The 12,093-nt window shown below is 67.7% G+C and carries 11 protein-coding genes and 1 pseudogene; 7 read left to right on the forward strand and 5 right to left on the reverse strand.

Annotated elements, in window-relative coordinates; genetic code table 11:
• Positions 1 to 4: 4 nt before the first annotated feature.
• On the reverse strand, positions 5 to 1,369 hold the full coding sequence (locus DID99_RS29315; protein WP_124523783.1) for a 2-hydroxycarboxylate transporter family protein: 1,365 nt from the start codon (positions 1,367 to 1,369) through the stop codon (positions 5 to 7).
• A 433-nt stretch (positions 1,370 to 1,802) separates the two neighbouring features.
• Between DID99_RS29315 and DID99_RS29320 the strand changes: the two genes are divergently transcribed.
• Genes DID99_RS29320 through DID99_RS29345 form a run of 6 tightly spaced genes read left to right on the forward strand, consistent with a single transcriptional unit; the run spans position 1,803 to position 8,057 of the window.
• Entirely contained in the window at positions 1,803 to 2,633 is an 831-nt protein-coding gene (locus tag DID99_RS29320) for a MetQ/NlpA family ABC transporter substrate-binding protein (RefSeq protein WP_124489343.1), read from the forward strand.
• A 10-nt stretch (positions 2,634 to 2,643) separates the two neighbouring features.
• Positions 2,644 to 4,062 carry an LLM class flavin-dependent oxidoreductase gene (locus DID99_RS29325; RefSeq protein ID WP_124530212.1) on the forward strand — a complete coding sequence of 473 codons (1,419 nt, stop codon included), beginning with the start codon at positions 2,644 to 2,646 and terminating at the stop codon, positions 4,060 to 4,062.
• An 18-nt stretch (positions 4,063 to 4,080) separates the two neighbouring features.
• Entirely contained in the window at positions 4,081 to 5,289 is a 1,209-nt protein-coding gene (locus DID99_RS29330; protein ID WP_124668069.1) for a methionine ABC transporter ATP-binding protein, read from the forward strand.
• On the forward strand, positions 5,282 to 5,938 hold the full coding sequence (locus tag DID99_RS29335) for a methionine ABC transporter permease (RefSeq protein ID WP_044845749.1): 657 nt from the start codon (positions 5,282 to 5,284) through the stop codon (positions 5,936 to 5,938). The genes DID99_RS29330 and DID99_RS29335 overlap by 8 nt, the downstream gene beginning before the upstream one ends.
• A gap of 53 nt (positions 5,939 to 5,991) precedes the next feature.
• Entirely contained in the window at positions 5,992 to 6,849 is an 858-nt protein-coding gene (locus tag DID99_RS29340) for a hypothetical protein (RefSeq protein WP_124668070.1), read from the forward strand.
• Positions 6,846 to 8,057, forward strand: coding sequence for an acyl-CoA dehydrogenase family protein (locus DID99_RS29345; RefSeq protein WP_124668071.1), 1,212 nt, complete (start codon positions 6,846 to 6,848; stop codon positions 8,055 to 8,057). Before DID99_RS29340 ends, DID99_RS29345 begins: the two co-directional genes overlap by 4 nt.
• A 166-nt stretch (positions 8,058 to 8,223) precedes the next feature.
• Here DID99_RS29345 and DID99_RS29350 read toward each other — a convergent pair whose 3' ends face one another.
• Both DID99_RS29350 and DID99_RS29355 read right to left on the reverse strand, forming a co-directional pair.
• On the reverse strand, positions 8,224 to 9,252 hold the full coding sequence (locus DID99_RS29350; protein WP_124668072.1) for a hypothetical protein: 1,029 nt from the start codon (positions 9,250 to 9,252) through the stop codon (positions 8,224 to 8,226).
• A gap of 206 nt (positions 9,253 to 9,458) precedes the next feature.
• Positions 9,459 to 9,923, reverse strand: a complete 465-nt coding sequence (locus DID99_RS29355) for an Lrp/AsnC family transcriptional regulator (RefSeq protein WP_124668073.1) — start codon at positions 9,921 to 9,923, stop codon at positions 9,459 to 9,461.
• 174 nt (positions 9,924 to 10,097) lie between these two features.
• Here DID99_RS29355 and DID99_RS29360 point away from each other — a divergent pair, with 174 nt between their 5' ends.
• Positions 10,098 to 10,724 (forward strand): LysE family translocator, encoded by a 627-nt coding sequence (locus DID99_RS29360; RefSeq protein ID WP_124668074.1) that lies wholly within the window; start codon positions 10,098 to 10,100, stop codon positions 10,722 to 10,724.
• Between the two features lie 6 nt (positions 10,725 to 10,730).
• Here the strand turns inward: DID99_RS29360 and DID99_RS29365 are convergent, their stop codons facing one another.
• Positions 10,731 to 11,579, reverse strand: a complete 849-nt coding sequence (locus tag DID99_RS29365; protein WP_124668075.1) for a helix-turn-helix domain-containing protein — start codon at positions 11,577 to 11,579, stop codon at positions 10,731 to 10,733.
• A 120-nt stretch (positions 11,580 to 11,699) separates the two neighbouring features.
• Positions 11,700 to 11,925, reverse strand: a pseudogene (locus DID99_RS29370) (MFS transporter); the annotation flags it as partial.
• Positions 11,926 to 12,093 lie beyond the last annotated feature (168 nt).

Raw genomic sequence — 12,093 nt, forward strand, 5'->3', positions numbered from 1 at the left:
CGCGTCATCCGAAGTGCGCGACCAGGATCAGCGTCACGGTGACGACGATCGCGCCGCCGATGCGCGTGGCGATCTGCGCGAACGGCATCAGCTGCATCCGGTTCGCGGCGGTCAGGATCGCGACGTCGCCGGTGCCGCCTTGCCCGCTGTGGCAGGCGTTCACGATTGCGGTGTCGATAGGGTACATCTTCAGCAGGCGGCCGACCACGAAACCGGTGCCCATCAGCGTCGCGACGGTCGACACGATCGTGACGACGTTGACGATCGTGAAGGCGGCGGTCAGCTTGTCCCACGGCGTCATCGCGACGCCGATCGCGAACAGCAGCGGGTACGTGACGGCGGTCGAGAAGAACTTGTAGACGACGAACGCGCCTTCCTGCAGCGGCGGCGACACCGCGCGCGCGAGCTTCACCAGCACCGCGAGGAACAGCATCGCGACCGGCGCGGGCAGGCCGAACAGCTTGTGCGCCATCAGGCCGACGAGGTACAGCGTGATCGCCGTGATGCCGGCACCCGCGATGTGCGTGACGTCGACGTGGCCGCGGATCTCCTCGCTTTCCGGCGTCATGTCGCCGCTTTCGCCGACCTGCAGGCGACCGTTGCCGGTCAGGTGCGGCAGGCGCTTGCCGAGCATGTCGAGCGCGCCTGACAGGATGATCGCGGTCAGGCTGCCGAGCATCACCGGCGGCAGCACCATCGCGAACATCTCGCCCTGCGGCAGGTGCATCAGTTCCGAATAGCCGATCGACAGCGGAATCGCACCTTCGCCGACGCCGCCCGCCATGATCGGCACGACGATGTACAGCAGCGTGTGGCGCGCGCCGAGGCCGAGCGCGGTGCCGACCGCCGTGCCGACGATCGCGGCCGCGACCGAACCGGCGGCGAGCGGAATGAAGATCTTCACGAAGCCCTGGATCAGCACGCGCCGGTCCATGCTCAGGATGCTGCCGACGATGATCGACGCGATGAACAGGTACAGGAAGTTGGTCGACTTCGTGAACTCGACGGTGAGGTTCAGCACCGGCTTCGGCAGCACGTGGTAGTAGGTGAGCGCCGACGGCACGAAGGTCGCGAAGATCGCGGCCGCGCCGATGTTGCGCAAGAGCGGCAGGCGCTTGCCGAGTTCCGCGCAGGTGAAGCCGAAGAACGCGAGCACGGCGATCGCCATCGAGATCTCGCCGGGCACCTTGCCCGTCACCGCGAAGCCGACGATCAGCCCGAACAGGATCACGTAGACCGGCAGCGGGATGATGCCGATGCGGATTTCCATCAACTTCCACCAGCCTTCCGGCCAGAAGCGTGTGCGCGTGGCGGGACCGGCTTCGGCAAGTGCCTCCGGACGGGATTGGGTGGGGATTGAGGTCTGCAAGACGTGTCTCCTGATGTTTGGAATGCCCGCATTGCTACGCGGCATCGTGTGGCGTCTCTTAATGCAACCCCCGTGCCAAGCATTCCGGCCTGCCGGAATATTTTTAGGGCATTGATTTATAAGGATTTTGTTTCGTCTGGGGAAAGGATGGCAACACCCGGCTGGCCGAGATTTCGGAATTCGCCCGGCGGGCAGGCCGAGATTTCGGCCCGATGGCGACGGGGCGGCCGCCCGCGCATCGGACGCGCGCCGTGGCGCCATATCGCCGCACGCGATTTTCTTCGCACAATCGCTTCGTAGACCGCATTCCTGCCGCTCTCTATCATCGGCTGATCTTTTTCCGATGTGACGACGACTGTCCGGAGAACGCCCGCGCGTTCGCCGCGGCGCCGCTCATCCGTCGATACCGTCTTTGGACAGGAGAGTGGTTCCCATGCTGCATGCCGTTTTTTCCGCCCGCTTTTCCTCCGGCCGCGTGGCCCGCCTGCTGGCGGCCGCGCTGCTCGGCGTCCTGATGCTGAACGGCGCCCGTGCCGACACCGCGCCGCTGAAGGTCGGCATCTCGACGAGCCCGCAGATCGACGCGCTGAAGATTGCCGCGAAGGAGGCGAAGGAGCAGGGCCTCGACGTGAAGATCGTCGAGTTCACCGACTGGAACACGCCGAACGCGGCGCTCGCGAACAAGGACATCGACGTCAACTACTTCCAGCACATCCCGTTTCTCGAGAACGCGAAGAAGCAGGGCGGTTACAACTTCGTGTCGATCGCGCCGGGCACGATCATGAAGATCGGCCTCTACTCGAAGAAGGTGAAGCGCTTCGACGAGCTGAAGGACGGCGCGCGTGTCGCGATCGCGAACGATCCGGTGAACGGCGGGCGCGGGCTGCTGCTGCTGCAGCGCGCGGGCCTCATCACGCTGAAGCCGGGCGCCGACTACCGCGCGACGACGCACGACATCGTGTCTAACCCGAAACACCTGAAGATCATCCCGCTCGAAGCGTCGCAGCTCGCGCGCTCGCTCGATGACGTCGACCTCGCGCAGGGCTATCCGAGCTTCATCAAGCTCGCCGGCACGACCGACCCGAACAGCGCGCTGCTGTTCGACGGCACCGAGAACAAGAACTTCGCGATCCAGTGGGTCGTGCGGCCCGAGAGCGTGAACGACGCGCGCATCCGCAAGTTCATCGCGATCTACCAGCATTCGCCGGCGGTGCGCCGTGCGCTCGACAACGCGTTCGGCTCGCTGTACGCGATCGCGTGGTGACGGAGGCGACATGACGACGGCGAACCGCAAGAAGATCCTGCTCAACGCGTTCAACATGAACTGCGTCGGGCACATCAACCACGGGTTGTGGACGCATCCGCGCGACCGCTCCGCGCACTACACCGATCTGGACTACTGGGCCGATCTCGCGAGGACGCTCGAACGCGGCAAGTTCGACGGGATCTTTCTCGCGGACATCGTCGGCGTGTACGACGTGTTCGGCGGCGGCCCGGACGCCGCGCTGCGCGAATCGGTGCAGGTGCCCGTCAACGATCCGCTGCTGCTCGTGCCCGCGATGGCGCAGGTCACGCAACATCTCGGCTTCGGCGTGACCGCGAACCTGACCTACGAGCCGCCTTACCTGTTCGCGCGCCGCATGTCGACGCTCGATCACCTGACGAAGGGGCGCATCGGCTGGAACATCGTGACCGGCTATCTCGACAGCGCCGCGCGCGGGATGGGCCTCGCACAGCAGATCGGCCACGACGATCGCTACGAACGCGCGGACGACTACATGGACGTCGTCTACAAGCTGTGGGAACAGAGCTGGGACGACGACGCGGTGATCCGCGACGCGCAGGCGCGCGTGTTCGCGCAGCCTGGCAAGGTGCGGCGCGTGAAGCACGACGGGCCGTTCTATTCGGTCGACGCGATCCACCTGAGCGAGCCGTCGCTGCAGCGCACGCCGGTGCTGTACCAGGCCGGTTCGTCCGCGCGAGGCGTCGAATTCGCGGGGCGGCATGCGGAGTGCGTATTCGTGAACGGGCAGAGCAAGGCCGCGGCGCGCGCGGCGGCGCTGGATATTCGCGCAGCCGCCGCGCGGCAGGGCCGCGATCCCGCATCGATCAAGATTTTCGCGGGCGTGAGCGTCGTGACCGCCGAAACCGAGCGGCTCGCGCGCGAGAAGTTCGACGAATACCGGCGCTATGCGAGCCCGGAAGCCGGCCTCGCGCATTTCGCGAGCTCGACCGGCATCGATTTCGCGAAGTACGGCCTCGACGAGCCGATTTCGTACGTGAAGACCGACTCGATCCAGTCGGCCGTCGACGCGATCTCGCGCAAGAGCACGACCGGCACGTGGACCGTGCGCCGGATGCTCGAACAGATGTCGCTCGGCGGCCGCTATGCGCCGATCGTCGGCTCGCCGTCGCAAGTCGCGGACGAACTGCAGTCGTGGATCGACGAAACGGGCATCGACGGTTTCAACCTGACGCGCACCGTGATGCCCGAGTCGTTCGAGGATTTCGTCGACTGGGTCGTGCCCGAGCTGCAGAACCGCGGCATCTACAAGGAAGACTACGATCCCGCGCCGACGCTGCGCGAGAAGCTGTTCGGCGCCGGCGCGCGGCTGCCCGCGTGGCACACGGGTGCGCAGCACCGGCCGGCCGCCGTGCCGGCGCCCGAACCCAAGCATCCCGCGCATGCGTGAACGTGACGGAGCGAAGCGATGACGCAATTGTTCGACACGCTGGGTTTCATCGAGGCATCGGCCGTGCGGGCCGGTGCGGGTGCGGACGTGCATGAGGTGCATGACGCGCATGATTCGCGTAATGCAGCGGCCGCGCGGGCCGACGGCGCCGCCGCCGTGTCGTTCGCACACGTCGGCAAGGTGTTCGCGACGCCGCGCGGCCAGGCCGCCGCGCTGCGCGACGTGACGCTCGACGTGCGGCGCGGCGAGGTGTTCGGCATCATCGGCCGCAGCGGTGCCGGCAAGTCGACGCTGCTGCGGCTCGTGAACGGCCTCGAACGTCCGAGTTCGGGCAGCGTGCGCGTGCAGGGCGTCGACGTCGGCACGCTCGACGAGGACGGGCTCGTCGCGCTGCGGCGTCGCACCGGCATGGTGTTCCAGCATTTCAACCTGCTGTCGGCGAAGACGGTGTTCGAGAACGTCGCGCTGCCGCTGAAGATCGCCGGCGTGCCGAAGGCCGAGCGCACGCGCAAGGCCGAGGCGCTGCTCGATCTCGTCGGGCTGGCCGCGAAACGCGACGCGTATCCGGCGAGCCTGTCGGGCGGCCAGAAGCAGCGCGTCGGCATCGCGCGGGCGCTGGTGCACGACCCGGAGGTGCTGCTGTGCGACGAGGCGACGTCGGCGCTCGACCCCGAGACGACGCAATCGATCCTCGCGCTGCTCGCCGACATCAACCGCCGCCTCGGACTGACGATCGTGCTGATCACGCACGAGATGGAAGTGATCCGCGCGGTGTGCGACACGGTCGCGGTGATCGAACAGGGCGAGGTCGTCGAAACGGGCCCGGTGTGGCGCGTGTTCGGCGATCCGCGCCACGGCGCGACGCGTGCCCTGCTCAGCACGCTCGTGCACGACCTGCCGGCCGAACTCGCCGCGCGCGTGCAGCCGTTGCCCGAGCTGGCCGCGCTGCCCGACGGCGCGCAAGTCGTGCTGGACGTCCGTTATACGGGCGAAAGCGGCGGCGAGCCGGACGTCGGCGCGCTCGCGGCGGCGCTCGGCGGATCGGTGCGCTTCCTGCACGGCGGGATCGAGCGCATTCAGGGGCATGCGCAGGGGCGCCTCGTGATCGCGGCGTCGCCGCGCGCGGACGACGCCGGCCACCCACCGGCACGCGGCGGCGCGGTCGCCGCGTTGCTCGAGCGCGCGCGCCGCCACGCGAATCATGCGGAGGTGCTCGGCTATGTTTGAACTCTGGTGGCCCGAACTGCTCGACGCGATCCGCGACACGCTGTCGATGGTCGCCGCGTCGGCCGCGATCGCCGCGCTGATCGGCATCCCGCTCGCGGTGATCCTAGTGACGACCGCGCCCGGCGGCATTTACGCGCGGCGTGGCCTGAACGCGGTGCTCGGCGCGCTCGTCAACGTGTTCCGCTCGACACCGTTCATCATCCTGCTCGTCGCGCTCCTGCCGTTCACGCGCGTGCTGATCGGCACGACGATCGGCGTGTGGGCGGCCGTCGTGCCGCTGTCGATCGCCGCGATTCCATTCTTCGCGCGGATTGCGGAAGTGAGCCTGCGCGAAGTCGATCGCGGGCTGATCGAGGCCGCGCTCGCGATGGGCGCGAAACGCCGCCACATCGTGTGGCACGTGCTGTTGCCGGAGGCGTTGCCCGGCATGCTCGGCGGTTTCACGATCACCGTCGTCGCGCTGATCGGCTCGACCGCGATGGCGGGCGCAGTCGGCGCGGGCGGGCTCGGCGATCTCGCGATCCGTTATGGCTATCAGCGTTTCGACACCACCGTCATGGTGACCGTGATCGTGATCCTGATCGCACTCGTTTCGGCCGTGCAAATCACGGGCGACCGCCTGGTCCGACGCGTGACCCGGCGTACCTGAGCGGCGCCACGAGCGCCGGCTCTTTTCATTGAGACCCTGAGAGAACGATACCCATGACCTTGCCCATCGGCGCGCCGCGCGAATGGAACGGACAATTCGAGGAAGCCCTGTTTCTGGACGTCGCACGACGCCATCGCCCCGGCTTCCCTGACAAACTGGCGACGCCGCCGCGCGAGCCGCACGGCGCGGACGAGCTCGCCGCCGTCGCCGACTACTACACGAAGATGGCGTCGCACGACCTGTTCATCGTGCAGGTCGTCGCGAAGGCGATCGACACGCTGTTTCGCGATGACCCGCATTTCCAGCTGATCCTGTCGCGCCAGCTCGGCGACGACGGCGCGCACGCGGTGATCGGGCGCGAGCGCGTGACCGAACTGACGGGCCGCGATCCGCTGCCGGAGGTCGAGCGGCTCGTCGCCGCGCACTGGGAACGCATCGGCGACATCGCGGTACGCGACGTCGCGGGCTTTCTCGCGTTCGAATGGCATTACGAGTTGCACATCCTCGCGAAGCTGTGGATCCAGCGCAAGACCGGCCGCATCGCCGACGGCGCGATGCGCGAGCACGGCGAGAACCGGATCCGTCCGGACGAGGAGTGGCATCGCGTGCAGATCGTCCAGTGGTGGTTCGACACGTTGAACGCGTTGCCGCCCGCCGAGCGCGACGCGCTGATCGACCGCGTGATCGCGGCCGACGAGGAAACCCAGGCGCGGCTCGACGGCTATCTGCATGACGAATACGCGCACACCGCGCACGTGTTCGGTGCGGATATCGCCGAATACCGCGCGATCTACGACGACTGGCGGCGCGAGATCCTGTCGCGGCTGACCGGCCGCCGGCTCGGCGCGCTGGTGCCGTTGTCGGGCGAAATCGTTGCGCACGAAACCGTTGCACAGGAAGCCGTCGCATGAACGATCCCCGCGGCCCGGCGACGCTGGCGCCGGAAACCGACGCACGCGCGCTCGACGCCGATGCGCTGGCGCGTGCGATCGACGCGCTGCGTGCGACGGCTGCCGAGCGCGACCGCGCGGGCGGTCACGCGGCCGATGAGAAGCAGCGGCTCGCCGACGCGGGCCTGCTGACGCTCGCGGTGCCGCGCGAATTCGGCGGACAGGAAGCCGAGTGGCCGGCGATCTACGACACGATCCGGCGGATCGCGCGCGTCGACAGCGCGCTCGCGCATCTGGTCGGGTTCCAGATCCTGCAGGTGGTGAGCGTCGACGTGTGGGGCAGCGCGGCGCAGCGCGAACGCTATCTGCGCGGCACGGTCGAGCATCGCTGGTGGTGGGGCAATGCGGTCAACCCGCTCGACACGCGGCTCGCGGCGACCGCGACGCCGGACGGCGGCTACCGGCTCGACGGCGTGAAGGGCTTCTGTTCGGGCACGCGCGGCTCGCAGCGGATGACCGTGTCCGCGCACGATCCGGAAACGGGCCGCGCCGTGTTCGGCGTGGTGCCGACCGATCGTGACGGGATCACGGTCAACGAGGACTGGGATCCGATCGGCCAGCGCCAGACCGACAGCGGCAGCGTGCGCTTCGACGGCGTGACGCTCGCGCGGGACGAGGTGCTGCACCGCTCCGAGACACCGCCGACGCCACGCGCGACGCTGCGCACGCTGGTGTCGCAGCTCGTGCTGACGAACCTGTTCGTCGGGCTCGCCGAAGGCGCGCTGGCCGAGGCGCGCGACTACGTGCTGACGCACGGCCGGCCGTGGATCAACGCGGGTGTCGCGCAGGCGAGCGACGATCCCTATACGCTGCAGCGCTTCGGCGACATGCGCGTGCAGGCGGTCGCGGCGGCGGCGCTCGCCGACCGCGCGGCCGTCGCGTTGCAGCGCGCATGGTCGCGGCATGACGCGCTGACGGCCGACGAACGGGCCGAGGTGGCACTCGCCGTGTCGGACGCGAAGATCGTCGCGCAGCGCGCGGCGCTCGAGAACGGCGAGGCGCTGTTCGACACGTGCGGCGCACGTGCGACGGCTGCATCGCTCGGCCTCGACCGCTTCTGGCGCAACGCGCGCACGCATACGCTGCACGATCCGCTCGACTATCGGCTGCGCGACGTCGGCCGGTTCGCGCTGACGGGCGAATTGCCGCAGGCGTCGCTTTATACGTAGCGTCGGCAAACCGTCCGGCGTCGCCATGCCGCTCGGTGTGGCTTGCCGGCGATAGCCGACGCCCGCGCCCGCGTCCTTGCGGGACTTCGGCATTTCTGCGCGAACCGTGCAATCACCATTCCGCTGCGCTCGCACCCGGCCGCCAGCCGGTGATGGCGCAGCGCATTCAGTCGGTACGACCCGGGAAGATCGCGTAAACCTTCCCCGAAGGCGCCTGTACGACCGACGCACCATCGGCGATCGGTCCCGTCTTTTTGTCGACCGCGTGCTGGCGCCCGGGTGTCCTGAAGCGCCATGCACCGGGGTAGTCTTCGCGCAGCCCGCGCACGCCGAACGCGACTTCGGTGCCGGCCGGATAGATGAGGTTACCGACGCTCGCCGCACGCGCCAGCGTCGCGTAGTCGAACGCGAGAACGGTGCGTTCCCGATCGAGTCGCAGTTCGGGGTGACGCAGCGGTAGCGATGACATTTCGAACACATCGCCTTCCGCGACCCTGATCTCCCAATAGTCGTTGTCGCGCATGCCGTCCCCATAGGTGGTGGTGCTTCTCATGACGCGCGACCCGGCGGGTACGACACCGCCGGCCACGCGATTGCCGTCGGCCAGGTGGCATGACCAGAGCGTCCTGGTCCGCGCATCGTTGCGCAGCACGATCTTCAGCGGCGCTTTCGAACCGCAGGTCCAACCATCGATCGTCCGCGGCCCGGTGGTGGTGAGCGTCAGTGCGGTGAGGGTGGCGAGGTCCCGGTCGTTGCGCGGCGCTTCATCGTCGAATTCCGTCCCGACCGTCAGCGCGACGGCCGCAATGCCGTAGACATCGACCGCATGCGGAAACTCGGCTTTCTCGATCGAGTTCATGTCGCCGGCAGTCGAGAGCGACAGCCGCGTGCCGGGCGGCATGTCGATGCCCATCAGACGCTCGCTCTTCACGAGCGCGGGATGCTTCGCGGCCTCTTCCTTCCTGATGTTCGCCTCGGCCTGCAGCCCGATCGCCACCATCGCGACGACGAAGCTGCTCGTCACGCACAGGGCGGCGAAGATGGCGGTGGAGCGTCGCCGATATACACGAAACGATCGTCGTACAGGCGGAAACAGCACCAGCGCAACGATCCAGAGCACGACAGAGACGGCCGCCAGAAACGAAATGCCGAGAACGATGAAGAAGGCGCCGGAGAAAAGCGGAGCGGGAATCATGAGACAGGCGAACGACCGAGCGGAATCATTGTTGGAATGGCCGCGGTAGACCGGGGCGTGCCGGCATCGTCAAGTGAAGGGTGCCGCCGCCGGCGTGGCCCGGGTGGCGAACGGCATTTCAGGATCTTGTACGAACGGACGTCATTGTAGTGTTCTGACGCCTGATCCGAAGACAGCGGTGCGCACACCGTTGCCTTTCCGCCTGCCTAGATCGGCAGACGCACCGTCTGCTTGATGCGCTTCAGCGGAATCTCGGTTTCGACGTTGCGTACGCCTTCGATCTGCGTGAGCGTCTCCATCTGAAAGCGCTGATAGTCGTCGAGATCCTTCGCGATGACGCGCAGCAGATAGTCGTAGCTGCCGGCCATCAGATGGCATTCGAGCACTTCCGGCGCCTGCTCCATCTCGCGCGCGAAGCGCTCGACGGTCGTCTTGTCCTGGCGTTCCAGCGTGACGCGCACGAAGGCCGTGAACCGCAGCTCGACGGCCGCCGGGTTCAGCAGGGCGACGTACGCGTCGATCACGCCCTGTTCCTCCAGCAGGTGAACGCGGCGCAGGCAGGGCGTGGGCGAGAGGCCGGCCTGCTGCGCGAGTTCGGCGTTCGTCTGGTTCGAGTTCCGTTGCAGCGCACGCAGAATGCGCCGATCGATGGAATCCAGCTTGATTGGCATTTTTGACTACCGATAAAGTCGATATTGGAGAATAACGCCAAATCGTGCCTCGAAAGTAGCCGACTTCGCAGCCATTCTCCACGGCAAGTTGCCGATAATCCGATGACTGCCCGGCTCCACGGACGCGCGCGATTCCCGCCCGTCCCGCCTGGCGCCGCTTTCAGGAGAGTTCCGATGCCGCACGTAGCCTGGTTGCCGTTCATGGCCACTTCCCTTCTGATCATTCTGACGCCGGGCCAGGACATGGTGCTCGTGATGTCGCGCACGCTATCCGGCGGCACGCGGGCGGGCCTCGTGACCGCGGCGGGCGTCAGCGTCGGGCTGCTCGTGCATACGATGCTCGCGACGCTCGGGCTGGGTGCGCTTCTTCAGGCATCCGAATGGCTGTTCACTGCATTGAAGATGATCGGCGCGCTGTATCTGCTGTACCTCGGCATCACGCTGCTGCGTTCGTCGGGCGAGCTGACGCTCGCGAGCGGTCGCGACGCGCCGGCGTCCGGGTTGCGCACGTTCGCGCAAGGCGCGCTGTCCAACGTGTCGAATCCGAAGGTCGCGCTGTTCTATCTCGCGTTCCTGCCGCAGTTCGTCCCCGCGGGCGCCGCGCATCCGATGCTGTCGCTGTTCGTGCTCGGCACGACGTTTGCCGGCCTGACGTTTCTCGTCAAGGGGCCGGTCGCGCTGTTCGGCGGCCTGCTGTCGACGTCGATCCGGCGCAATCCGCGCATCCTGACCCGCATGCACCGGGCGAGCGGCGCGGTCCTGCTCGGATTGGGCGTGAAGCTGGCGTTCGAGCGTCGTTGACGATGCTCACTGCGCCGGCAACGTGTCCGCCAGCGCGCGCATCGCGTCCGCCGTCTCCGGATTCGCCGGGAAAAACGCCTCGATCGCGAGTTCCGACAGCGTGACGTCGACCGGCGTGCCGAACACCGTCGTCGTGCTGAAGAACGTCAGTTCGCCGGCTGCCGTGCGCAGCCGCAGCGGCACCGCGATGTCCGCGTAGTCGGCGCGTGCCTGCGTGTCGGCGGGCTGGCCGGCCGGTGCCGGATAGTTCGCGAGTTCGTCGCGCAGCGCATGCAGCGTGCGGTCGCCGCTCGCGTCGATCTGCCGTTGCAGCCGGTGCAGGATATGCGCGCGCCACTCGTGCCAGTTGACGATCCGCGGCGCGAGGCCGTCGGGATGCAGGCTCAGCCGCAACACGTTGACGGGCGGCCGCAAGAGCGCCGGATCGGCCTGCGCGACCAGCGCGCCGAGCATCCGGTTCGCGGCGAGCAGCGTCCAGTGGCGATCCACGGCGAGCGCCGGGTAGGGCTCGTGGCCGCGCAGCACGGCTTCGACCGCCTGGCGCGCCGCATCGAGCTGCGGATCGGAGAACGGCCGCTCGCGAAACAGCGGCGCAAAGCCGGCCGCGACGAGCAGCGCATTGCGCTCGCGCAGCGGCACGTCGAGGCGCTCCGCGAGATGCAGCACCATCTCCCGGCTCGGCTGCGCACGCCCCGATTCGACGAAGCTCAGGTGCCGCGCGGACACCTCGGCCTCCAGCGCGAGCGCCATCTGGCTCAGGCGGCGGCGTTGACGCCAGGTGCGCAGCAGCGAGCCGATGCCAGACGCGCGGCCGGCGGACGGGGGCAGCGATTGGAGGGTGGCGGTCGAGTTCATGACGAAGATGATAGGCAATCCCGCGCGCGCCGGGCATTACCTGCGAGGTAAGCATTCCGGATCGGTGTGCAGCGCCGATGCTGCCCGCTGCCTGCGCCCGATGGGCAACTCGATCGACGAATCGGGGAGCCAGCCGCTCGGCAGTTGCGCGAGCACGTACGCCCGGCTGAGCGCCGGGAAGATCCGGCCCGTCGTCACCGGATCATGCCGAACGCCTTGCGGATCGGCATGCCGGTGACCGACGGCGTCGTGCGGTCCGCATCGTTGAGCGTCGTGACGACGGACAGCGGCGCCCGGATCCAGTAGCGCACGGCGGTGCGGCACGCGCGCTGCCGGCGAGTTTGATCGGAAGATCTCTAGAGGTGCGCCGATTGCATGCTTAATATATGTCGTCGTATGACATGAGTCAAAACTTACCTGCAACGAGGGCGCGCGGACACCTAGGGTTTTCCCTTCGGACGGCCGCGGGAGACGCAAGAATTTCCTGCTTGTGCCGAATGGATAAGGGTTTGTG

This window comes from Burkholderia sp. Bp8986 (assembly GCF_003854225.1).
Lineage (GTDB): Bacteria > Pseudomonadota > Gammaproteobacteria > Burkholderiales > Burkholderiaceae > Burkholderia.

Excerpts from the sequence above, each read along its gene's own strand:
- DID99_RS29340 (WP_124668070.1), top strand. The coding sequence starts at position 5,992 with ATGACCTTGCCCATCGGCGCGCCGCGCGAATGGAACGGACAATTCGAG.
- DID99_RS29335 (WP_044845749.1), top strand. The coding sequence starts at position 5,282 with ATGTTTGAACTCTGGTGGCCCGAACTGCTCGACGCGATCCGCGACACG.
- DID99_RS29355 (WP_124668073.1), bottom strand. The coding sequence starts at position 9,923 with ATGCCAATCAAGCTGGATTCCATCGATCGGCGCATTCTGCGTGCGCTG.
- DID99_RS29365 (WP_124668075.1), bottom strand. The coding sequence starts at position 11,579 with ATGAACTCGACCGCCACCCTCCAATCGCTGCCCCCGTCCGCCGGCCGC.
- DID99_RS29360 (WP_124668074.1), top strand. The coding sequence starts at position 10,098 with ATGCCGCACGTAGCCTGGTTGCCGTTCATGGCCACTTCCCTTCTGATC.
- DID99_RS29320 (WP_124489343.1), top strand. The coding sequence starts at position 1,803 with ATGCTGCATGCCGTTTTTTCCGCCCGCTTTTCCTCCGGCCGCGTGGCC.
- DID99_RS29345 (WP_124668071.1), top strand. The coding sequence starts at position 6,846 with ATGAACGATCCCCGCGGCCCGGCGACGCTGGCGCCGGAAACCGACGCA.
- DID99_RS29325 (WP_124530212.1), top strand. The coding sequence starts at position 2,644 with ATGACGACGGCGAACCGCAAGAAGATCCTGCTCAACGCGTTCAACATG.
- DID99_RS29350 (WP_124668072.1), bottom strand. The coding sequence starts at position 9,252 with ATGATTCCCGCTCCGCTTTTCTCCGGCGCCTTCTTCATCGTTCTCGGC.
- DID99_RS29330 (WP_124668069.1), top strand. The coding sequence starts at position 4,081 with ATGACGCAATTGTTCGACACGCTGGGTTTCATCGAGGCATCGGCCGTG.